Origin of the sequence: Lentzea sp. NPDC003310, from assembly GCF_040610935.1 — a bacterium.
Classification (GTDB): Bacteria; Actinomycetota; Actinomycetes; order Mycobacteriales; family Pseudonocardiaceae; genus Lentzea.
In genome coordinates this window covers 195,335-213,959 of record NZ_JBEXNC010000012.1, presented here as the reverse complement: position 1 = coordinate 213,959, position 18,625 = coordinate 195,335, and the positions used below count along the sequence as shown (strand labels likewise).

Here is an 18,625-nt window from a genome sequence, read left to right as displayed (position 1 = left end):
CCGACCGTCGTGTTCGTACACGGCCTGGTCATGGACAACCTGTCGAGCTTCTACTACACGCTCGCCGCGCCGCTGGCCCAGGCCGGGTTCGGCACCGTGCTGTTCGACCTGCGCGGCCACGGCCTGTCCGAACGACCGCCGACCGGGTACACGCCGGAGGAGAGCGCGCTCGACCTGGTCGCGGTGCTGGACGAGATCGGCGTGACCGAACCGGTCTACCTGCTGGGCAACAGCTACGGCGGGGTCGTCGCGATGCACGCGGCCGTCCAGGCACCGGACCGGGTCGGCGGTGTCGTGCTGGTCGAGTCGGCGGTCGGGGGAGTGGTCGGCGACGCGTGGTTCGAGGACATCACCAACACCCTGACCGTCGCCGCGCTCGGACTGGAGTTCGACCGCACGCAGGACCAGCTGATGGCGCTGGGGCAACGCAAGATCGCCAAGCTCGCCGTGAACGCGAACGCGTTGCTCAACGGCACGACGTTGATCGACGACCTCGGCTCCGGCGCGAAACTCGACCTGAGCGACGTGCGCTGCCCGGTGCTCGGCGTCTACGGCGCCGAGTCCGAGCTCATCGGGGCCGCCGCCGAACTGCGCGAGCGCATCCCGTCCTGCCGGCTGCACGTGGTGCCCGGCCTGGGCCACACGGTCCTGCGCGAGGCCACCGCCGAACTGCTCGACGTGCTCCTCGACTGGCTGCCGTCATGAGCCGGTTCCTCTTCGTCGTGCCGCCGCTGACCGGCCACGTCAACCCGACCGCCTCCGTGGGCGGCGAGCTGCTCGCGCGCGGGCACGAGGTGGCGTGGGTCGGGCACCCCGGCACGCTCGCGCCGCTGCTGCCCGAGCACGCGCGGATCCTCCCGGCGATCGACGACGCCCTGGAGGCCGACATCCGCGCGAAGCGGGAGCGCTGGCTCGCGTTGCGCGGCATGGCGGTGCTGAAGTTCTTCTGGGAGGAGTTCCTGATCCCGCTGGGCCACTCGATGGTTCCCGGGGTCGAGGCGGCGGTGCGCGCCTTCGGGCCGGACGTGGTGGTCGCGGACCAGCAGGCGCTGGCGGGGCCACTGGTGGCGCGGGAGGCCGGACTTCCCTGGGCGACCTCGGCGTCGACGTCCGCCGAGCTGGTGAATCCCCTGAGGACGATGCCGAAGGTCGACGCCTGGGTGCGGGACCTGCTGCACGACTTCGCGGGCGGCGACATCCGGTTCTCCGAGCGGCTGGTGCTGGTCTACAGCTCGAAAGCGTTGGTGGCGGGGGAGTTCGGCGACGAGGTGGCGTTCGTCGGACCTGCCCTGAGCCACCGGGTGGAACGCGGGACCTTCCCGTGGGACTGGCTGGTCGGACCGGGTGACCAGGCGGCTGGAGCGTTCGGAAGTGCGGCGGGGCAGCGGTGCGTCCTGGTCTCCCTCGGCACCCTCAACGGCCCCGCCGGCGAGCGTTTCCTCGGCCAGGCCATGGAAGCGGTCGCCGACCTCCCGGTGAAGGTCGTCATGGTCGCCGAACCGCGACCCGCGCCGACCAACGTCCTGATCCTCCCGTCCGTCCCGCAACTCGCGCTCATGCCGCACCTGGACGCCGTCGTCACGCACGGCGGCCACAACACGGTCTGCGAGGCGCTGGCCCACGGACTCCCGCTGGTCGTGGCCCCGATCCGGGACGACCAGCCCACGGTCGCCGCCCAGGTCGTGGCGGCCGGAGCAGGTGTCCGGCTCACGTACTCGCGGGCCAGGGCGGCAGACATCCGCAGCGCACTCACCTCGGTGCTGGACGAGCCGGAGTACGCGGCCGCCGCCGGAGCGGTGCGCGACTCGTTCCTGGCGGCGGGCGGCGCGGCCGCCGCGGCCGACCGACTCGAAAAGGTGGTGGCCGGGTGATTCTCAGCGTGGTTGTCGTGCTGGTCGTCCTGCTGGACGTCCTGCGCCTGCGGTCCCGCGCGTCCAAGCTGCGCGTGCTCGCCCAGGGCGCGAGTGAGCACACGCTGCTCACCGCCACCGGGGTCCGTCCGGAAGGCTCGTGGGAGACCGACGACGACCTGGTCGACCTGATGCCGCGGGACCTGCCGACGGTGGCGGCGCTCGACCTGCTCGGCGCCGTCGACCCCGGCAAGTACCGCGACGACCAGTGGGCGCGCGGGATCAGCGCGTCCCAGGCCGTGCTGGTGCGGGAGAAGTACGCGGAGCGGATCGACGCCGACGACCCCACGGAGTTCGTGGCGTTCGTGCGGCGGGTCAAGGACCACGTGCACGCTAAGGTCGACATCGCCGTGGCGCCGGGGTTGACAGCCGGGCCGTACGACCTCGGCTACCGGGCGGCGACGTTGCGGCAGCTGGGCAAGCGGCCGTCGCTGTGGATCGCGGGCTCGGTCCTCGGGTACGCGGCCGTCATCGGCGCGCTGGTCACCGACTGGCGGTGGGGACTCGCCGCGCTCGCGGCCTACTGGGCGCACCCGGTCCTGGTGTTCGCCGGCACTCCTCTCAAGCCGCGTGACCTGTGGGTGCCGCGCGTCCTGCGCACGCCGTACCTGTGGTTCAAGACGTCCGGCGGCAAGAAGTCCACCTCCGAGAAGCGCCAGGCCGAGCTCCTCGACGAGGCCGCTCCCTGGTACGAGGAGAACCGCGGCAAGAACTTCCACGAGGCGCCACGCGCCGACTGCCCGTCGTGCGGCAGCACCGACCTGCGCCGCTGGGTCACGGCGGCCGACCTGGTGCAGCGCAAGCCCGGCACGTTCACCATGGACCGCTGTGTCCGATGTGGACACGTCTGGCAGAACCCGCGCCTGACCGGGGAAGGACTCGGCTTCTACTACCGCGACTTCTACGACGGCCTCGGCGCGGCGTCGGCGGAGGCGGTGTTCTCCGGCAAGACCGAGCCGTACTACGGCCGGGCGCGCATGGTCGAGCCGTTCACCGAGCCCGAACGGTGGCTGGACGTCGGCTCCGGGCACGCGCACTTCTGCCTCGGCGCGAAGGAAGTGTTGCCGCACACCAAGTTCGACGGCCTCGACCAGGGCGCGGCCATCGAGGAGGCGGCCCGGTACGGTCGGATCGAGCAGTCCTACCGGGGCAGCTTCAAGGACTTCGCGGGCGAGCTCAAGGGCCGCTACGACGTGATCAGCATGCACCACTACCTGGAACACGTGCGCGATCCGTGGGAGGAGCTCGACATCGCGGCGGACGTGCTGCCGCAGGGCGGGTACCTGCTGATCGAGCTGCCGGACCCGGAGTGGCGGCTCGGCCGGTTGTTCGGCCAGTACTGGATGCCGTGGTTCCAGCCGCAGCACCAGCACATGATGCCGATCGGCAACCTGGAGCACGCGCTCGCCGATCGGGGGATGGTCACGGTGGCCACCGAGCGCAAGGAAGCCCACCTCTGCAACGACTTCACGCTCGCGCTGCTGTTGTGGCTGGGCGACAAGGCCCCGCGCACACCCGCGCCGTGGCGGCCGGGGAGGGTCCGGCTCCGCCGCACCCGCAGCTTCCTCGTGTGGACGCTCGGCATCCCGGCGTTCTTCGTCGCGCTGGCGCTGGACCAGACCGTCAACCGGTTCGTCGCCGCCCGCACCGGCAACGGCAACGCCTACCGCCTGCTGGCGCGCAAGTCATGACGGACATCGCGGACCGGCCGGAGATCGCGCCGGAGCTCCGGCTCGTCCCGCACGCGTTCCGGCGCACGTTCGGCAGGCCCGCCGAAGGGGTCTGGTACGCGCCGGGCGTGCTGAACCTGCTGGGCGGCGCGGTGCGGGTGCACGCCCGGTGGGGCGCGATCGTCGCGGGCGACCGGCGCGACGACGGGGTCCTCGAACTGGTGTCGGTGAACCGGCCCGCCGAACGCGCCGTGCTGCCGTCCGACGACGTTCCGGCCTGGGCCCGTGGCGTGCGCGCGAGGGGCGGCGCCACGTTGATGTGCAGCGTGGACCTCCCGCGCGGCAGCGGGTTGTCCGCGAGCGAGGCGCTCAACTCGGCGATCGAACTCGCGCTCGACGAGAGCGAGCGGCCGGACCCCGACCCCCTCGACCTGCCGGGCCAGCGCCTGCTGGTGATCGACACGAGGATCCGGCGCGACGAACCGCAGGTGGAACGGCCTTACACGCGCGAGGCCGAGGACCTCGGCGTGGCGCTGACCGCCTACCACCGCGCCCAGGACCCGGATCCCGAACAGGACGCCGTGGTCGAGGCGGCGCTCGCGGCCGGCGCGCGCGGTGCGAGCATGCTGATCGACCCGCCGGGCAGGCCCGCGGTCGCGCTGGTCGACGCGGACCTGGTCCCGGCGGTGCGGAAGGCGATCACGAAGGCGGTGGAGGTCCCTCCCCGCTACCTCACGATCGCCCCCGGTCCCTTCAAGGCAACGGCTTTACGGTGAACTCGGCCCGGCGCAGCTCCTTCGAGCTCGGACCCACGAGCAGGACGAACTCGCCGGGCTCCACCACCCGCAGGCCGGCCGCGTCGACGATCGTGCAGTCCGACACCGGGAGCTCCAGGTCGACCTTCACGGTCTCGCCGGGCGCCACGTCGACCTGCGTGAACGTCTTGAGCTCCTTGTCCGCCCAGCTCACGGACGTCACGGCGTCGCTCACGTAGACCTGCACGGTCTCGCGCGAGGGCCGGGACCCGGTGTTGGTCAGGGTGATCGACGCCTTGACCGTCTCGTCCGGCCGCAGCACGGCCGTCTCCACGTGCAGGTCGCCGTACTCGACCGTGGTGTACGACAGGCCCTCGCCGAACGCGAACGCGGGCTCCTGCGTCAGGTCGGCGTAGCGCGTGCCGTGCTGGCCGCGGATCTGGTTGTAGTACGTCGGCTGCTGGCCCGCGTGCGCCGCGAACGAGATCGGCAGGCGGCCGCTCGGCTCGACCAGGCCGTGCAGCACCTCGGCGATCGCGCGGCCGCCCTGCATGCCGGGGTTCGCCACCCACAGCAGCGCGGCGGCGTTGCGCGCCGAGGCGGGCAGCACCAGCGGCTTCGAGGCGAGCAGCACCACGATCAGCGGCGTGCCGGTCTCGGCCAGCGCGTCGAGCAGGGCGATCTGGCCGCCGATCAGGTCGAGCGTGGCGGTGGACCGGCCCTCGCCGACCAGTTCGATCTGGTCACCGACGACCGCGACCACGAAGTCCGCGTCCCGCGCGGCGGCCACGGCCTCGGCGATCAGGTCCGCGTCCGGTGCGCACGGCTGGACGATCTTCGGACGCGGCTGGCCGTCCGGGAACGTGTCGCCCTCGGGGTCCGGCTCCAGCGTGAGGATGTCGGCGCCGCGGGCGTAGGTGACCTCGCCCGAGGACAGCTCGCGCAGCCCGTCGAGAACGGTCGTGATCATCTCGCGCGGGTGGCCGTTCGGCAGCCAGTCGGCCTGGCCGGACGAGCCCGCCCAGTCGCCGAGCTGCGTCTGCGCGTCGTCGGCGAGGGGACCGACGACCGCGATCTTGGCCTTGCCGGGCTGGAACGGCAGCACGCCGTCGTTGCGCAGCAGGACCAGCGAACGGCGCGCGACCTGCAGGTTCAGCGCCACGTGGTCGTCGTGGTTGATCATCGTGCGCTGGCGCTCGGCATCGGGCCTGCGCGGGTTCTCGAACAGCCCGAGGTCGAACTTGAGCGTCAGGATGCGGGTGACCGCGCGGTCCAGGTCGGACTCGGCCAGCAGGCCCTCCTCGACGGCCTGCAGCGCGCCGTCGAAGAACTGCGGGGTCGTCATGATCATGTCGTTGCCGGCCTTCACGGCGGCCGCGGCGGCGTGCGCGTAGTCGGGCTGCAGCTTCTGCTCCCAGACCATGCGGCCGACGTTGTCCCAGTCGGTGATGAGGGTGCCCTGGTAGCCCCACTCGCCGCGCAGTACCTCGTCGAGCAGCCACGAGTTGACCGTGATCGGAACGCCGTCGGTGGTCTGGTAGCCCAGCATGAACGTGGCGCAGCCCTCGCGCGCGACCTTCTCGAACGGCGGCAGGAACCACGACCGCAGCTTGCGCCGCGACAGGTCCGCCTCGCTCGCGTCCCGGCCGCCCTGGGTCTCCGAGTACCCGGCGAAGTGCTTCGCGGTCGCGAGGATCGCCGTCTCGTCGGTCAGGCCGTCGCCCTGGTAACCGCGCACCATCGCGGCCGCGAGCTCGCCGATCAGCACCGGGTCCTCGCCGAACGTCTCGTCGACGCGGCCCCAGCGCAGGTCCCGGGAGATGCACAGGACCGGTGAGAACGTCCAGTGCACGCCGGTCGCGGCGGCCTCGACGGCGGTCACGCGGGCGACCTGCTCGACGAGCGCCGGGTCCCAGGAGGCGGCCATGCCGAGCTGGGTCGGGAAGATCGTGGCGCCCTCGTAGAACGAGTGGCCGTGGATGCAGTCCTCGGCGATCAGCAGGGGGACGCGCAGCCGTGTCCGGACGGTGAGGTCCTGCGCGCGCAGCACTCGTTCCGGCGAGGTGTGCAGGATCGAGCCGACGTGCTTGCGCAGCACGTGGTCGTCCAGGTCCTCCCTCGAGTCCAGCTGCATCATCTGACCGACCTTCTCGGCCAGCGTCATGCGGCCTAGGAGGTCGGCGACCCGCTCTGCGGTGGGCAGCGTGGCGTCGAGGTAGGGCACGTCGTCGCGATCCATGTGGTCTCCGAGAGGGCTCGTGCGGCGGCAGCGTCTATGGGAGCGCTCTCACAGTTGATACCTGAAACCGGTTCCGCGCGAAACCGGTTTCGGGATTTCCGGTACAAACGAATCGTTCGAGTAACCCGAACGCGACAAACCGGCAACCCGTCGGGGGCTGCCGGTTCCGGTGGGTGCCGTGGGCGTCACACGGCGCTGTGGAGCTGCTCCAGGTTACTTCGCGGCTTTCGTCCCGCTTGGGGAGATCGCGAACCACTTGTCGTCCACGCCGTGCCCGGTCGTGTCGCCCCCCTGCTCGTCGTCGACGTAGCGGTAGACGGGCTTGCCGGCGATCGTGACCTGCTCCAGCCCGTCCGGGCGCTTCGTCGTGCCGAGCAGGGCCTGGTCGAAGCCCGGTGCGTCGAACTTCCCGCCCTGGGCGAGCAGCGGCGGCCACACCAGCGTGCACTCGGCCTCGAGGCAGGTCGGCCGGGACGGGCCGTCCGCCGTGGTGAAGTACAGGGTGTAGCGCTCGCGGTCGGCGACGACGGGGCCGACCGCGGGCGACTCCTCGACCCGCAGCTTCGCGATGTCGTTCGGCAGCACCTGTGCGACCGGACCGGCAGCGGCCTCCGGTTCGGTCGGCGCGGTCTCCTCCTCCGGCGGCGCGGAGCAGGCACCCAGGCACACGAGCAGCGCGAGAACGGCGAATCGGCTCACAAGGGTGATTACGGACAGCGGCACCTCATCGGTTCAGCGCGTCCCGCACGGTCTCCGCCAGCCTGCCCTCGACCCGGTCCCACGGCACGACCTGGGGCGCCGTCCAGCCGCTCGCGACGACCACCCCGGCGTCGAACAGGTACACCGCGGCGCCGCGCCTGCGGTGCAGCAGCAGCCCGGCGACCAGGACCGGCAGCGCCAGGAGGACGAACGGCGCCGCGCTGAGCGCCAGCAGCAGGAGGGCCAGCCCGGTGAACGCCCCCACGCCCAGGGCGGTCGACGCCGTCAGCGGCAGGCGAAGCCGGCGGGTGCACGGGCCGAGGCCGCGTTCGGCCGCGAGGTGGGCCAGCGGCGGCGGGAGCTCGACCATGACCGCACCGTACGAGCCCGGCGGCGGGTCTGCTGCCGTTTCGGGGGTGAACACCCCTACGGGCGGGTGATGGCCGCCAGCATCAGCTCACGGATCTCCGCCGCGATCTCGTCCACGGAGAGCGGCGGCTGGTGCGCCTGCCACTCGCGCAGCAGGCCCGTGACGGCCCCCACGAGCGCGATCGCGGTGAGCCGGTAGGACCGCTGCGGCGCCACCCCCGCGGCCGCCGCCCGCAGCGCCTCCGCCTCGATGAACTCCGCCCAGGTGTTCACCCAGCGCACGTGCTGCTGCTCGATCTCCGCGCTCACGCCGACGGCCTCGACGTAGTTCAGGCGCGGCGCGCGCGGGTCGGCGGTGACGCTGCCGACGAACACGTCGAGCAGCGTGGTGACGCGGGTGGCGACGTCGGCCGTGCCCAGTTCGTCGAGCGCGGCGCGGACCCGGGCGAACGCCGTCGCGTTGATCAGGTCGTGCAGGTCGCGCAGCAGGTCTTCCTTCGAGGAGAACTCCTCGTAGAAGTTGCGCGTGGAGACACCGGCCTCGGTGCACAACCCGGAGATCTTCGTGGCCGCGAACCCCGTGCTGGTGAAGAGCTCCAGACCCGCCTGCAGCAGCCTCGCCCGGCGCTCCGCCCTGCGCTGCTCGGGTGAGATGCCGCCGTAGGCACGGGCCACGGTGGTGCTCCGATCTGGTAACTGGGCTTGTCAGATTACGGCGACGCAACCCCGTGCGCACCCCAGGCGTCTAGACCTTTGCGCGGGGGTCAGCTGCCCGTCGCGCTGGGGATCAGGGCGGGGCACCCTCCGGTGGGATAGCCGGAGTTGTACTCGAAATGCCACTGCTCGTTTTCGTAACGGCGGCACCAGCCGAGGGTGCTGCCGTTTTTCTCGACCCATTGTGCCGATTCGATCGGCTGGATGTCGACCGCGAATCCGATCACGTGCATCGACCGGTCCGGCGGATTCAGCACGTACTTCGACGCGAGTTCTTCGGTGCCGAACTTCTTCACCGCCTCGTCGAACTCGGCCTGCTGCTGCCCGCGGCTGCGCTTGCCGTCGTTCAGGCAGAGCACGACGCCCTGCTCAGAGGCCTTCTGGCGGAGCTGCAGCCACGCCTGCAGCACCTCGGGACGCAGGCCCCGCGGCTCCTCGTCGAAGTACCGGGCGTCGATGCGGCACGGCGGCCCGTCGACCGGTCCGGGCACTTCCTCGAATATCGCGAGCGGCTTTCCGGGCTGGCGGTCGAACACGAGCGTCAATCTGCCCAGGTAACCCAGCGCGCCGCCGGTGGAAACCACGAGTGTGACGATCAGCAGCACGCCGAACACGGCGCGTCTGGAGGTCTTGGACATGATTCGGATAATACGTCGGCGGGCAAGGTCTTCTGTCAGCAACCCGTAACAGTCCGTCGGCAGCTGTGTCGCGGTGAACGTGTCGCGCGACACATCCGTTCGGCCCAACCACGCTTTTGGTGGAGCGCGCAGATGTGATCGGTGAACGATTGCTGGCCCCTTTCGCGGCTGCGAAACATGATGGCAACATCTTCGTCGGCCGAGAACCGGCCCGTTTTAATGAGGTCTCAGGAGGACCGTTTTCATGTCCGGCCGCATTTGTGCGTTCGTTGCTCTGTTCGTGTCGCTCTTCGCCTTCGCCGGCACCGCGCAGGCCGCCCCCTCCCGGGGAGGCACCGCGCTCGTGCTCACCACCCAGTACTCGGAGTTCGACGGCAACGCCTTCAAGGCGACCGTCCTGACCTGCGAACGAGGTGACCAGCACCCGCGCAGGGCCCTCGCCTGCGCGACGCTGGCCTCGGCGGGCACCGATCTGGGGACCAGGCAGGCGGACGGCAGGGCGTGCACGTTCCACTACGCCCCGGTCGAGGTGGCGATGTTCGGTTACTGGCGCGGTGAGCTCGTCAACGAGGTGCACACCTACCCGAACTCGTGCGTCATGCTGGCGCACACCGGTGCCCTCTTCGATTTCTAGGAATCGATCACGGCACCACCAGATAAATGTGGGGCGGGGCGCGGCAGGGGCGCTCCGCTCCACATTTGTCGTACCGGAAATGGGTGCTCCGTCGAATGGCGGACGACCCTCCGGGTGTGCGAAGGTTGGATCATGGCCGCCGCCCCGCGCTTCCCGCTGCTCCACTGGACGACCATCACCCCCGTGCTCGGCATGGTCCTGCTCGCGCTGACCTGGGGGCGCGACCTCGGGGGCGTGCTCGTCGCCCTCGTCGCCGTCGTGCTCGCGGCGACCGTCCTCGCCGCCGTGCACCACGCCGAGGTCGTCGCGCTGCGGGTGGGGGAGCCGTTCGGATCGCTGGTGCTCGCGGTGGCGGTGACGATCATCGAGGTCGCCCTGATCGTCACGCTGATGGTGTCCGGCGGCCCCGAAGCGGCGTCACTGGCCCGCGACACGGTGTTCGCCGCGGTGATGATCACCACGAACGGCATCATCGGCATCGCGCTGCTGCTCGGCGCCCTGAAGCACCACACGATCCTGTTCAACGCGGAGGGCAGCGGCGGCGCGCTCGCCACGGTGATCACGCTCGCGACCCTCACCCTGGTCCTGCCGACCTTCACCACGAGCCAGCCCGGCCCGGAGTTCTCCGGCCCGCAGCTCGCGTTCGCCGCGTTCGCCTCGCTCGGCCTGTACGCGATGTTCGTCTTCACCCAGACCGTCCGGCACCGCGACTTCTTCCTGCCCGTCACCGAGGACGGCGTCGTGGAGGCCGACGACCACGCCGATGCGCCCACCGGCAGGGCCGCGCTGATCTCGCTCGTCTTCCTGCTGGTCGCGCTGGTCGCCGTGGTCGGCCTGGCGAAGATCGAGTCGCCCGCGATCGAGGCGGGCGTGCGCGCGGCCGGCTTCCCTCAGTCGTTCGTCGGTGTCGTCATCGCCATGCTGGTGCTGCTGCCCGAGACGATCGCCGCGGCCCGCGCCGCGTTGCGCGACCGGATCCAGACCAGCATCAACCTCGGCTACGGCTCGGCCATCGCGAGCATCGGCCTCACCATCCCGACCATCGCGCTCGCGACGATCTGGCTGGACGGGCCGCTGATGCTCGGCCTCGGCTCGACCCAGATGATCCTGCTGCTGCTCACGGTCCTGGTGAGCGTGCTGACCGTGGTGCCGGGACGGGCGACGCGCCTGCAGGGCGGCGTGCACCTGGTCCTGCTGGCGGCGTTCCTGTTCCTGGCCGTGAACCCGTAGCGCCGCGCCGGGTTCCGTCCCGGTCCCGTGATCCGTTGTGCCCCGGTTTGCCCGACTCCTACGTTCGAGCCATGTTGCGTCGCAGGGCACTACTGCACACGGCCGCACTCGGAGCCGTGTCGGCACTGGTCGGCAGGTCGACGGCGGACGTCCAGCTGATCAGACCCGGTGACGCGGCGTACGGCGACGCGAAGCTCGGCTACTTCCGGCACTACGACGCCCAACGCCCGAGCGCGATCGCACGGGTCGCGTCGCCCGCGGACGTCCAGCGGTGCATCGAGATCGCGCGCACCGAGAAGACCCGGATCGCCGCGCGGTGCGGTGGCCACAGCTACCCGGGCTACTCCACGGCGAACGGCGCGCTGATCGTCGACGTGCGCGGGCTCAACCGGATCGACGTCCGCCCGGACGGCACGGTCGAGGTCGGCGCGGGCGTGCTGCTGATGGACCTCTACGTCGCGCTCGCGAACGCCGGCCGGATGATGCCCGCCGGCACGTGCGCGACCGTCGGCATCTCCGGGCTCACGCTGGGCGGCGGCATCGGCGTGACCGCCCGCCAGTTCGGCCTCACCAGCGACCGGCTGGTCAGCGCGCGGATCGTGACGCCCGACGGCGTGCACCGGACGGCGTCGGCCACCGAGCACCCCGACCTGTTCTGGGCGTTGCGCGGCGGGGGCGGCGGCAACTTCGGCATCGTCACCTCGTTCGTCTTCCGCACCGAACCCGCCCGCACCCTCACGACCTTCACCCTCACGTTCCCCTCGGCGGCGCTGCCGTCGTTGCTCGGCGTTTGGCCGGACTGGCAGGGCAAAGCGCCCGACGCGCTCACCTCGACCGTCGGCGTTGGCAACGGCGCGAACCCGTACGTCGAGGTCGGCGGGTGTTTCTTGGGCACGCCCGCGAACCTCAAGCCGTTGCTGGACGACCTGGTGCGCCGCGTCGGCTCGCAGCCGGCCTCCCGGCGCGAGACCGAGCAGGGCTTCCTGGCCGCGATGGAGCGGTTCGCGTGGTGCAGGGTCAGCGACGGCTCGTGCCGGCCGAGCTGGAACGGGGGCGGCGGCAGCCAGCAGCGCGGCGCGTACGTCGCGACGTCGCGGATGCTCACCCGGCCGATCACCGACCCGCAGAAGCTCGCGGACATCTTCAAGAACACGCCCAACTCGTACAACATGATCGACGCCCTGGGCGGCGCGGTCGGCCGGGGACCGGACACCGCCTTCCCGCACCGCGCCGCCCTCGCGAGCATCCAGGTCGAGGTGACGCTGGCGGCCGGCGAGGCGAACGCGCGGCGGGCGATGGGCGTGGCGCGGGACGAGCTCGGCCGGATGTTCGGCGCCACCGGGTACGTGAACTACCTCGACCCGCAGATGCCGGACTGGGCGAACGTCTACTACGGCCCGTCGCTCACGAGGCTCCGCGAGGTGGCGCGCCGGTACGACCCGGACCGCGTCTTCGCGTTCGCCCAAGGGATCTCGTGAATCCATAAAGCCGAACGGACTATTGTCCGGCTGCGGCGTTCGGCCCTACATTGCGGTAACGCCGGTTACCACAAAGGGGTCCACCGATGCAGCTCCGTGCCGTGCTCGCCGCCGTCCTCCTCTTGTTCACCCTGGTCACGCCCGCTTCGGCGGCCGCGCCGGGGGAGCTGGTCAGCAGCAGGGAGGTGGCGTGGCACCCGGAGCCGCTGCGGCTGCTCCCCGCCCCCGTGAAGGCCTACGACATCCGCTACACCTCGACGTCCGCGACGGGCGCGAGCACCGTCGTGTCCGGCATGGTCCTCGTGTCACCGCTGCCGTGGACCACCGGGCCGCGGCCGATCGTGGCGTACGCGATGGGCACGCAGGGGATGGGCGACCAGTGCGCGCCGTCGCGGCAGCTGCAGAACGGCACCGAGGTCGAGATCGCGTTCCTCGCGCAGGCGATGTTCAAGGGCTGGGCGGTCGCCGTGACCGACTACGAAGGCCTTGGCACGCCAGGGGATCACACGTACGCGGTGTCCCGTTCGGAGGGACGCGCGCTGCTCGACGTGGCACGGGCGGCCGCAGGTGTGCCCGGGTTGTCCGCGGCCGCGCCGGTGGGTGTCTTCGGCTACTCGCAAGGAGGTCAGGCCGCGTCGTCCGCCGCCGAGCAGTGGAAGTCCTACGCGCCCGAGGTGAACGTCGTCGGCGTCGCGGCGGGTGGCGTGCCGGCGGACCTGAACGCGGTCGCGCAGTTCAACGACGGCAACGCGGGCTCGGGCCTGGTGTTCGCGGCCGCCGCCGGGTACGCCGCCGCCTACCCGGAGTTGCCGCTGTCGTCGGTGCTGAACGCCCGCGGCAAGCAGGTCGTCGACAAGATCCGCGAGTCGTGCGTCGCCGAAATCGCCTTGGTGGCACCGTTCACGCGCCTCAACTCGTTGACCACTACCCCGGACGTCATCCAGAACCCGTTGTGGCAGAAGCGGTTGGCGGAGAACACGCTCGGCTCGGTCAAGCCCGCCGCGCCCGTCTACCTCTACCACGGCACGCTCGACGAGCTGATCCCGTTCGGTGTCGGGCAGAAGCTGCGCTCGCGGTGGTGCTCGCTCGGCGCCGACGTGCAGTGGACCGCGCTGCCGCTGCTCGGTCACGTCACGGCCGTCAGCGCGTGGGGCACGAACGCGATGAACTGGCTGGGCGACCGCTTCGCCGGGAAGGGCACGCGCCCTAACTGCTGATCACCGCGGCGGCGAGGGCCGGGAACCAGGCCACTGGCGCGAGCAGTGCGTGCGCCAGTGGCACCGGCCGTTTCATCATCTGCTTGCACGCCTGGAAGTAGGCGATGCCCTTGGCGTTGGGGTTGTGCTTGCGCCAGCCGCGCACCATCAGGGTGTCGCCGAACGCGTTGTGCACCGTCAGGACCGCGAACCCGGTCCACGCCAGGAGGGCCGATCCCGTGGCGGTGAAGGCGATCCAGATGCCGAGCCCGACCACAGCGGTGACCAGGTGGTAGTAGGCCAGGGACGGCACGTGTCTTCGTGCGCGGAGCAGGCGCCAGAGCAACACCAGCCCCACCGCGGTGTTGAGCACCCACCCGACGAGGGCGATGGTCGTGGTCATGGACCGAAGGTACTACGTTCGTAGTGTCCAGTCACTACGTTTATAGTGATCGGGTGACCTCGAACCGGGAACGCGTCCTCGCCGCCGCAGTGGAGCTGCTCGGCACCGAGGGGTTGCGCGGCCTGACCCACGCGCGCGTCGACGACAGGGCGGGCCTGCCCAAGGGCTCGACGTCGAACTACTTCCGCAGCCGTGCCGCCCTGCTCGACGGCGTGGCGGACTGGATGATGCGCCAGGAGACGCCGACGATCGAGGCCACGTTGAAGCCGTCCTCACCGGAGGACCTGGTCGACGAGCTGTGCCGGCTCTACGAGTTCATGACCGGGCCGAACGTCGTCACGGTCAAGGCGCGCATGGTGCTGTGGGTCGAGGCCGCCACGAACCCGCAGGTGCGCCGGGCGTTGCTGCGCGGCCGCGCCACGATGAGCGCGATGCTCGTCCCGGCGGTCGCGAGCCTCGGCGTGCGCGACCCGCTGGCCGTCTCCGACGCGATCGGGATGTGCGCCCAGGGCCTGTTCCTGCAGCAGTTCGCCCGGGACGAGCCGATCGACCCCCGCCCGCTGCTGGAGGTCATCGTCCGGGGGGCGCTGGCGCCGGGAACCGCTTCCGGAACGTGAACGCCTCCGCCGTAGGCCCCTGCTTCACGAGCTCCAGCCTCGCGAGCCCCTCCTCGGTCGTCGGCCGGTGCCCGGCGGGCACCCACCACAGGACGTCGAACGCGCTCTCCGGCTCGAACCACTGCCGGGTGCGCTTGAGCGCCTCCAGGTGCACACCGCTGAACGCGAAGGCCCACAGCGACTCGACCGACTCCCACACGCTGAGGTTGAACGCCTCCCACATCGGGTCGCGGCCGAGCCGCAGCATGTCGTTCGTCATCCGCTCGGACGTCGGCCGCCACACGAACCCGGGAGCCTGCTGCGCCAGGTCGTTGATCGCGTCGACCCGGCTCGTGAACCCGCGCATGCGCCAGTGGTCGAACGCCCACCGGCCGGTCGTGATGTTGGCCTGGGCCAGGTGGAAGGTCCCCATGCGCCTACTCTGACATGATCGGCCCATGCGGTGTGTGGTGCTCGACGACTACCAGGGCGTGGCCCTCGCGAACGCGGACTGGTCCGGCCTCGACGTGACGGTGCAGCGCGAGCACCTGGACGATCCGGCCGCGGAGCTGGTCGACGCCGAGTGCGTCGTGATCATGCGCGAACGCACCCCGTTCGACGCCGCGCTCTTCGCACGGCTGCCGAAGCTGCGGCTGCTGATCACCAGCGGCATGCGCAACGCCGCGATCGACCTCGCCGCCGCCCGCGAGCACGGCGTGACGGTGTGCGGCACCGGCAGCGCCAAGACCCCGCCGACCGAGCTGACGTGGGCGTTGATCCTCGGTCTCGCCCGCCACCTCGCCGTCGAGAACGCGGCCTTCCACGCGGGCGGCCGCTGGCAGAGCACCGTCGGCGTCGACCTGGCCGGCCGCACGCTGGGCCTGCTCGGCTTCGGCCACCTGGGCAAGGCGGTCGCACGGGTGGGCAAGGCGTTCGGCATGGACGTCGTGGCGTGGAGCCAGAACCTGACCGCCGACCGGGTGGAGGCGGAGGGCGTGCGGCTCGCGTCCGGACTGCACGACCTGTTGGCGCAGAGCGACTTCGCGTCCATCCACCTGGTCCTGAGCGACCGCACCCGAGGGCTGGTCGACGCCGCCGCGCTCGCCTGCCTCAAGCCCACGGCGTTCCTCGTCAACACCTCCCGCGCGGCCGTCGTGGACCCGGTCGCACTGCTGGAGGTGCTGCGGGAGAAGAAGATCGCGGGCGCGGGCCTCGACGTGTTCGAGGTGGAGCCGCTGCCGCTGACCGACTCGTTGCGCGGCCTGCCGAACGTCCTCGCCACCCCGCACCTCGGCTACGTGACCGAGTCGAACTACCGCACGTACTTCACCGAGGCCGTGGAGGACGTCCACGCGTTCCTGCGCGGCGAACCGGTTCGCGTCCTGACGTAACCGGCGGGCCGTCCCGGCGATACACAGCCATGGACGACACCCCGCTGATCGTGGTCACGGGTGCGACCGGACGCCAGGGCGGCTCGGTCGCACGGCACCTGCTGGCGGCCGGCGCGCGGGTGCGCGCGCTCACCCGCGCCCCGGCGTCCGTCCGGGCCAGACTGCTCGCCTCGGCCGGCGCCGAGGTCCTGCGGGCGGACCTGGGGTCCTTCCAGTCGCTGCGGACCGCCTTCGCGGGTGCTCACGGCGTGTTCAGCGTGCAGAACCCGATGACCAGCGGCCTGGACGAGGAGGTCCACCAGGGCCGGACGGTCGGCGACGCCGCGGCGGCCGCGGGCGTGGCCCACGTCGTGTACGCCTCGGCCGGACCGGGTGTCGCCGGCACCGGCGTGCGCCAGTGGGAGAACAAGCTGGTGGTGCGGGCACACCTGGAGTCGCTCGGCCTGCCGCTCACCGTCCTGCGGCCGATGGCGTTCATGGAACTGATGACGGACAAGGACTTCTACCCGCCGGTGTCGATGTGGCACCTCATGCCGAAGCTCATCGGCGCCGACCGGCCGCTCCTCTGGTTCTCGGCCGCGGACGTCGGCGCCGTGGCCGCGAGGGCCTTCGCGGAACCGGGCACGTTCGTCGGCGCCGACCTCCCGCTCTGCGCCGACGTGCGCAGCGTCGACGAGTGCCGCGCGCTGTGGACCTCGTCGCGCGGCCGCCCGCCGCGGAGCTTCCCGATGCCGCAGTGGCTCTTCCACCGGTTCGTCGGCGAGGACCTGACGAGGATGTGGTGCTGGCTGCGGACCAACCCGGTGCCGTTCGACGTCGCGGCGACGAGGGCGGTCGTGCCGTCCGCGCGCACCGTCCGGGAGTACCTGGCGTCCTGAACCTACTAGCAGTAAGTTCAGGTCCATGACCCCGGACGCCTCCGCGCACATCGACGTCGCCGCCTCGCCGCAGCGGGTGTTCGACCTGGTCAGCGACCTGCGTGGGCTGAGCACGTGCGCCGAGGAGTACGCGGGCGGGAAGTGGCTGAACGCCGCCGGCCCGGCGGTCGGGGCGCGGTTCCGGGGCGTCAACCGGCGCGGCTGGCGCGTCTGGCCGACGACCTCGACGGTGACCGACTGCTCCGCGACGAGGTTCGCGTTCGAGGTGCGGTCGCTGGGCCTCGCCGTGTCGCGCTGGCAGTACGACATCGAGGAGACCGGCGAGGGGTGCCGGGTCACCGAGTCGACGTGGGACCGCAGGCCCCGCTGGTACGTGCCGATCACGCGGGTGGCGACCGGGGTGCGCGACCGCGCCGTGACGAACCAGCGCAACATCGAGGCGACGCTGCGCCGGCTGAAGCAGGTCGCCGAGTCCGCTTGATCGGTCTTGTCCACTTGCCGTCAACCGGACAGAAACACTCACAGCTTCACTCACAGTCAAACATGCCCGCACAGCACCACGCAGGGCCGGTGAGCTGCAAACATCGGAGGACCGGAACGAGATCCGGTCGCGCTCGCCCGTTGAAAACGCTCTCAAACCCGTGAGACGGTGGCCGAACGACCGTTGACATGGTCGTAACGCCTGCGTTCAATGCTCGTCAAATATCCTATAGGATCAGAGATCCGAGGAGTTGGCGTGGCGAAGGTCGTGCGAGCCGAGGCGTTCCAGGTCGATGTACCGGTCGAGACGGTGCGCACCGACGCGGTCCAGCGGTTCATCAAGCAGGAGACCGTGTTCGTCGAGGTCACGACGGACGACGGGCTCATCGGGCTCGGCTACTCCTACACGATCGGCACGGGCGGCAGCTCGATCCTCGCCCTCCTGCGGGACCACCTGCTGCCCCGCCTCGAGGGCGCGGACAGCCGCCGGATCGAGCGGATCTGGCACGACCTCTTCGCGTCCACGCGTTCGACGACGGTCGGGGCGATCACCTCGCTCGCCCTGGCGGCCGTGGACACCGCGCTGTGGGACCTGCGGTGCCTGCGTGCCCGGGAACCGTTGTGGCGCACCGCGGGTGGCTTCCGGCAGGAGGTGCCGCTGTACGACACCGAGGGCGGGTGGCTGCACCTGAGCACCGAGGAGCTCGTCGCGGGCGCCAAGGAGACGGCCGCGCAGGGCTGGCAGGGCGTCAAGGTGAAGGTCGGCAAGCCCGACCTGACCGAGGACGTCGAACGGCTCGAGGCCGTCCGGGCGGCGGTGGGCGAGCGGTTCGCGATCATGGTCGACGCCAACCAGTCGATGACGGCGGCCGAGGCGATCCGGCGCGCGGACGCGTTCCGGGGAGTTGGCCTCACCTGGCTCGAGGAGCCGCTGCCGGCGGACGACGTGAGCGGGCACGAACGGCTCGCGAGGACGACGCCGATCCCCGTCGCGGTGGGGGAGTCGCTGTACTCCGTGGCGCAGTTCCGCGAGTACCTCGAACGCGGGGCGGCCTCGATCGTCCAGGTCGACGCGGCGCGGATCGGTGGCATCACGCCGTTCCTCAAGGTCGCGCACGTCGCCGAGGCGTTCAACGCTGACGTCTGCCCGCACTTCCTGATGGAGCTGCACGTGAGCCTCGCGGCCGCGTTGCCCAACGGCAGGTTCGTCGAGCACATCCCGCAGCTGCGCGGGATCACCCAGAGCGAGCTGACCATCCACAACGGACACGCGCTCGCCCCCGACACACCGGGTCTCGGCATCGACTGGGACCGCGACGCGATGGACGACCTCCGGGTCGCCTGA

At 71.1% G+C, this 18,625-nt stretch carries 20 protein-coding genes; 13 read left to right on the top strand and 7 right to left on the bottom strand.

Annotated features, from left to right (window positions below):
- Window positions 1–9 precede the first annotated feature (9 nt).
- Genes ABZX02_RS25700 through ABZX02_RS25685 form a run of 4 tightly spaced genes read left to right on the top strand, consistent with a single transcriptional unit; the run spans window position 10 to window position 4,356 of the window.
- The gene (locus tag ABZX02_RS25700) at window positions 10–705 is read left to right on the top strand and encodes an alpha/beta hydrolase (protein WP_355301402.1); all 696 of its coding nucleotides are present in this window, start codon (window positions 10–12) and stop codon (window positions 703–705) included.
- Window positions 702–1,871 (top strand): glycosyltransferase, encoded by a 1,170-nt coding sequence (locus ABZX02_RS25695; RefSeq protein WP_355301400.1) that lies wholly within the window; start codon window positions 702–704, stop codon window positions 1,869–1,871. Before ABZX02_RS25700 ends, ABZX02_RS25695 begins: the two co-directional genes overlap by 4 nt.
- Window positions 1,868–3,601 (top strand): methyltransferase domain-containing protein, encoded by a 1,734-nt coding sequence (locus tag ABZX02_RS25690; protein WP_355301398.1) that lies wholly within the window; start codon window positions 1,868–1,870, stop codon window positions 3,599–3,601. The genes ABZX02_RS25695 and ABZX02_RS25690 overlap by 4 nt, the downstream gene beginning before the upstream one ends.
- Window positions 3,598–4,356: a hypothetical protein gene (locus tag ABZX02_RS25685; RefSeq protein WP_355301396.1), complete on the top strand. Its 759-nt coding sequence runs from the start codon at window positions 3,598–3,600 to the stop codon at window positions 4,354–4,356. The genes ABZX02_RS25690 and ABZX02_RS25685 overlap by 4 nt, the downstream gene beginning before the upstream one ends.
- Here the strand turns inward: ABZX02_RS25685 and ABZX02_RS25680 are convergent.
- The 5 genes from ABZX02_RS25680 to ABZX02_RS25660 all read right to left on the bottom strand — a co-directional run bounded on the left by ABZX02_RS25680 (window position 4,334) and on the right by ABZX02_RS25660 (window position 8,994).
- The gene (locus tag ABZX02_RS25680; protein WP_355301394.1) at window positions 4,334–6,574 is read right to left on the bottom strand and encodes a glycoside hydrolase family 3 N-terminal domain-containing protein; all 2,241 of its coding nucleotides are present in this window, start codon (window positions 6,572–6,574) and stop codon (window positions 4,334–4,336) included. The two genes, ABZX02_RS25685 and ABZX02_RS25680, sit on opposite strands and share 23 nt — an antisense overlap.
- Before the next feature lie 213 nt (window positions 6,575–6,787).
- The gene (locus ABZX02_RS25675; protein WP_355301392.1) at window positions 6,788–7,273 is read right to left on the bottom strand and encodes a hypothetical protein; all 486 of its coding nucleotides are present in this window, start codon (window positions 7,271–7,273) and stop codon (window positions 6,788–6,790) included.
- 25 nt (window positions 7,274–7,298) lie between these two features.
- Window positions 7,299–7,643, bottom strand: coding sequence for a hypothetical protein (locus ABZX02_RS25670; RefSeq protein WP_355301390.1), 345 nt, complete (start codon window positions 7,641–7,643; stop codon window positions 7,299–7,301).
- Window positions 7,644–7,699: 56 nt separating this feature from the next.
- On the bottom strand, window positions 7,700–8,317 hold the full coding sequence (locus tag ABZX02_RS25665; protein ID WP_355301388.1) for a TetR/AcrR family transcriptional regulator: 618 nt from the start codon (window positions 8,315–8,317) through the stop codon (window positions 7,700–7,702).
- 89 nt (window positions 8,318–8,406) lie between these two features.
- Window positions 8,407–8,994 carry a D-alanyl-D-alanine carboxypeptidase family protein gene (locus tag ABZX02_RS25660; protein WP_355301386.1) on the bottom strand — a complete coding sequence of 196 codons (588 nt, stop codon included), beginning with the start codon at window positions 8,992–8,994 and terminating at the stop codon, window positions 8,407–8,409.
- Window positions 8,995–9,238: 244 nt separating this feature from the next.
- Between ABZX02_RS25660 and ABZX02_RS25655 the strand changes: the two genes are divergently transcribed.
- From ABZX02_RS25655 to ABZX02_RS25640, 4 genes are all read left to right on the top strand, one after another.
- The gene (locus ABZX02_RS25655) at window positions 9,239–9,628 is read left to right on the top strand and encodes an SSI family serine proteinase inhibitor (protein ID WP_355301384.1); all 390 of its coding nucleotides are present in this window, start codon (window positions 9,239–9,241) and stop codon (window positions 9,626–9,628) included.
- 132 nt (window positions 9,629–9,760) lie between these two features.
- Complete coding sequence (locus ABZX02_RS25650) at window positions 9,761–10,858, top strand: ionic transporter y4hA (RefSeq protein ID WP_355301382.1); 1,098 nt, start codon at window positions 9,761–9,763, stop codon at window positions 10,856–10,858.
- 71 nt (window positions 10,859–10,929) lie between these two features.
- Window positions 10,930–12,336, top strand: coding sequence for an FAD-binding oxidoreductase (locus tag ABZX02_RS25645; RefSeq protein WP_355301380.1), 1,407 nt, complete (start codon window positions 10,930–10,932; stop codon window positions 12,334–12,336).
- 86 nt (window positions 12,337–12,422) lie between these two features.
- On the top strand, window positions 12,423–13,553 hold the full coding sequence (locus ABZX02_RS25640) for a lipase family protein (RefSeq protein ID WP_355301378.1): 1,131 nt from the start codon (window positions 12,423–12,425) through the stop codon (window positions 13,551–13,553).
- On the opposite strand, the gene ABZX02_RS25635 is transcribed toward ABZX02_RS25640, so the two are convergent.
- Window positions 13,543–13,935: a hypothetical protein gene (locus tag ABZX02_RS25635; RefSeq protein WP_355301376.1), complete on the bottom strand. Its 393-nt coding sequence runs from the start codon at window positions 13,933–13,935 to the stop codon at window positions 13,543–13,545. The genes ABZX02_RS25640 and ABZX02_RS25635 overlap by 11 nt on opposite strands.
- A gap of 53 nt (window positions 13,936–13,988) precedes the next feature.
- Here ABZX02_RS25635 and ABZX02_RS25630 point away from each other — a divergent pair, with 53 nt between their 5' ends.
- A complete protein-coding gene (locus ABZX02_RS25630; RefSeq protein ID WP_355301374.1) occupies window positions 13,989–14,552 on the top strand; it encodes a TetR/AcrR family transcriptional regulator in 564 nt (187 codons plus the stop codon).
- Here the strand turns inward: ABZX02_RS25630 and ABZX02_RS25625 are convergent.
- Window positions 14,506–14,964, bottom strand: coding sequence for a DUF3291 domain-containing protein (locus ABZX02_RS25625; protein ID WP_355301372.1), 459 nt, complete (start codon window positions 14,962–14,964; stop codon window positions 14,506–14,508). The genes ABZX02_RS25630 and ABZX02_RS25625 overlap by 47 nt on opposite strands.
- Window positions 14,965–14,989: 25 nt before the next feature.
- Here ABZX02_RS25625 and ABZX02_RS25620 point away from each other — a divergent pair, with 25 nt between their 5' ends.
- From ABZX02_RS25620 to ABZX02_RS25605, 4 genes are all read left to right on the top strand, one after another.
- Entirely contained in the window at window positions 14,990–15,922 is a 933-nt protein-coding gene (locus ABZX02_RS25620) for a D-2-hydroxyacid dehydrogenase family protein (protein ID WP_355301370.1), read from the top strand.
- A 29-nt stretch (window positions 15,923–15,951) separates the two neighbouring features.
- The gene (locus tag ABZX02_RS25615; protein WP_355301368.1) at window positions 15,952–16,800 is read left to right on the top strand and encodes an NmrA family NAD(P)-binding protein; all 849 of its coding nucleotides are present in this window, start codon (window positions 15,952–15,954) and stop codon (window positions 16,798–16,800) included.
- 25 nt (window positions 16,801–16,825) lie between these two features.
- Window positions 16,826–17,281, top strand: a complete 456-nt coding sequence (locus ABZX02_RS25610) for an SRPBCC family protein (RefSeq protein WP_355301366.1) — start codon at window positions 16,826–16,828, stop codon at window positions 17,279–17,281.
- 255 nt (window positions 17,282–17,536) lie between these two features.
- A complete protein-coding gene (locus ABZX02_RS25605) occupies window positions 17,537–18,625 on the top strand; it encodes a mandelate racemase/muconate lactonizing enzyme family protein (RefSeq protein WP_355301364.1) in 1,089 nt (362 codons plus the stop codon).

Coding starts and splice junctions, on each gene's coding strand:
- ABZX02_RS25695 (WP_355301400.1), top strand. CDS start 702: ATGAGCCGGTTCCTCTTCGTCGTGCCGCCGCTGACCGGCCACGTCAAC.
- ABZX02_RS25685 (WP_355301396.1), top strand. CDS start 3,598: ATGACGGACATCGCGGACCGGCCGGAGATCGCGCCGGAGCTCCGGCTC.
- ABZX02_RS25680 (WP_355301394.1), bottom strand. CDS start 6,574: ATGGATCGCGACGACGTGCCCTACCTCGACGCCACGCTGCCCACCGCA.
- ABZX02_RS25670 (WP_355301390.1), bottom strand. CDS start 7,643: ATGGTCGAGCTCCCGCCGCCGCTGGCCCACCTCGCGGCCGAACGCGGC.
- ABZX02_RS25660 (WP_355301386.1), bottom strand. CDS start 8,994: ATGTCCAAGACCTCCAGACGCGCCGTGTTCGGCGTGCTGCTGATCGTC.
- ABZX02_RS25655 (WP_355301384.1), top strand. CDS start 9,239: ATGTCCGGCCGCATTTGTGCGTTCGTTGCTCTGTTCGTGTCGCTCTTC.
- ABZX02_RS25650 (WP_355301382.1), top strand. CDS start 9,761: ATGGCCGCCGCCCCGCGCTTCCCGCTGCTCCACTGGACGACCATCACC.
- ABZX02_RS25645 (WP_355301380.1), top strand. CDS start 10,930: ATGTTGCGTCGCAGGGCACTACTGCACACGGCCGCACTCGGAGCCGTG.
- ABZX02_RS25640 (WP_355301378.1), top strand. CDS start 12,423: ATGCAGCTCCGTGCCGTGCTCGCCGCCGTCCTCCTCTTGTTCACCCTG.
- ABZX02_RS25635 (WP_355301376.1), bottom strand. CDS start 13,935: ATGACCACGACCATCGCCCTCGTCGGGTGGGTGCTCAACACCGCGGTG.
- ABZX02_RS25625 (WP_355301372.1), bottom strand. CDS start 14,964: ATGGGGACCTTCCACCTGGCCCAGGCCAACATCACGACCGGCCGGTGG.
- ABZX02_RS25620 (WP_355301370.1), top strand. CDS start 14,990: ATGCGGTGTGTGGTGCTCGACGACTACCAGGGCGTGGCCCTCGCGAAC.
- ABZX02_RS25615 (WP_355301368.1), top strand. CDS start 15,952: ATGGACGACACCCCGCTGATCGTGGTCACGGGTGCGACCGGACGCCAG.
- ABZX02_RS25610 (WP_355301366.1), top strand. CDS start 16,826: ATGACCCCGGACGCCTCCGCGCACATCGACGTCGCCGCCTCGCCGCAG.